This window comes from Micromonospora sp. NPDC049799 (genome assembly GCF_040656655.1).
GTDB lineage: Bacteria > Actinomycetota > Actinomycetes > Mycobacteriales > Micromonosporaceae > Micromonospora.
In genome coordinates, this window is the sequence record NZ_JBFAMU010000751.1 from 1 (window position 1) to 1,826 (window position 1,826).

Sequence of the window (1,826 nt, forward strand, 5' to 3'; positions counted from 1 at the left end):
GCGGCGGCCCGGCGGGCGCGTTGTCCCGGGCCACCATCGCGCGGTGGGCCGGTGGCACCGGCTCGGGGGCCGTTCCGGTCTCGACGAGGGCCCGCAACGTCCGCTCGTACGCCGCGAAGGCCGCCTCCGCCAGCCCGGCCGGAAAGGCGTCGTCCACCACGTCCCAGATGCAGTCAACGCCGCCGTCCGGTGCGTCCTGGAGCTGGTTGTCCACCAGCACCTGCGGGGTCCGCAGGTGACTGTCGACCTGGCGGCAGACCGGCCGCCCGAGTGCCGGCCCGGCCGGCCGCCGTGGCGCGAGCATGCTGTTGAAGACGTACGGCAGGGCGGCCCGGCTGGTCCAGCCCCGCCGGGCGGCCAGCTCACGGGTGATCCGGACCGCGGTGACGTCGCTGTGCGCCATGTCCCGCCAGAGCTGGCGCTGCACCTGCCGCGCCCGCTCCCAGAAGTCCTCACCCGTGCCCAGGTCCACCTCCAGGGGCAGGGTGGCGCTGAGCTGGCCGACCACCCCGGACAGCTCCGGGTGCAGAGCGGGCAGGTTCTGGTGCAGGACGTTGAGACAGAACCGGGGCTGCGTGGCCCAGCCCCCGAGCACCTCGGCGAAGACCTGGAGCAGCGCGGTCGGCGGCAGCACCCGGTGCCGCCGCGCGGCGGCGCAGAACAGGTCCCACTCCGCCGCGCTCAGACGGCAGACCCGACGGATCAGGCGGACCGGGTCGATGCCGGCCAGCGGGCCGGCCAGCGGCAGTTGCGGCGCGTCGGGCAGGTCGTCCAGCCGACGCTCCCAGTACCGCCAGTGCTCCCGGTACGGCTCGCTGTCCTGCCAGGCGACCAGGTCCCGGATGCTCTCCCGGAAGGTCCGGGCCACCGGCGGCAGCGCCGTCCGCGCGTCCTGGTAGAGCTGCCACCACTCGCCGAGGAGGTGCCGGGTGCTGCCGGAGTCCAGCAGCAGCAGGCTCATCGCCAGGTGCAGCCGCCACCGGTGTCGGCGCAGCCGCTGGGCGACCACCTCGAACAGCGGCCATCCGGTCGGGTCCACCCCCTGCTCGGCCAGCCGTTCCCGTACCTCTCGCAGCGCGGTCTCCCGCTCGGCCGGTGACAGGTGGGTCAGGTCGGTCACCGCCAGCGGGAACGGCTTCACCCCCGGGTCGGGCAGCACCCGCTGGCCGCCGTCGGCGAGGACCACCGTGCGGAGGTGCTCGTGCCGGTCGATCAGCCGGTCGACCGCCGCCCGGGCCCGCTCCGGGTCGAAGTCGACCACGTCCAGCTCGACGTACATGGTGGGGCGGAAACCGCCGAGCTCGATCAGGCGGCTGCTGCCGACGAGGTAGCCGGCCTGGAGGTCGGTCAGCGGGAAGGTCTCCCGGGACTGGGGGTCCGTCGTCACTGGGGCCTCCGGCGGGTACGGGTGTGGGTAGGGGTTCTCCGGGTGCTGCCCGGCCGGGGCGGCCGGTGGATCCGGCCTGGTCGGCGCCGGATTCGGCGCGCCGGGACCGGGCCCGGTCCGCCTAGAGGGTGCGCCTGCGCGGCCGGCCTGTCTTCGCGCAGATTGCTGTTCCCGCAGCGCGTCGGCCCCGCCGGGCGGCACCCCTGCGGCGGTGCGCGGCCCGGCAGGTGGCCGGGTGCCGGACGGCGGGCTCCGGAGGGGGCGGATTGTCCACCCGGGAGGCCGCCCGGTCACCTCCCAGATTGCCCGTATTCGACGCTTGTGACCGCCTTCCCGGGCTGCCTATCGTGCGCTCACCGTCCGACCGCCGAGGGAGCGAACGCCGATGACTGTCACCGCCTCCGCCGCGCCACCGGAGACCCCGCCGCCCGCCGCGGGT

The 1,826-nt window shown here is 75.4% G+C and carries 1 protein-coding gene; it reads right to left on the reverse strand.

Annotated features, from left to right (window positions below):
- Window positions 1–1,387: condensation domain-containing protein (locus tag AB0I76_RS29105; RefSeq protein WP_357042113.1), on the reverse strand; the 1,387-nt coding region annotated here is incomplete at its 3' end.
- Between the last annotated feature and the right edge of the window lie 439 nt (window positions 1,388–1,826).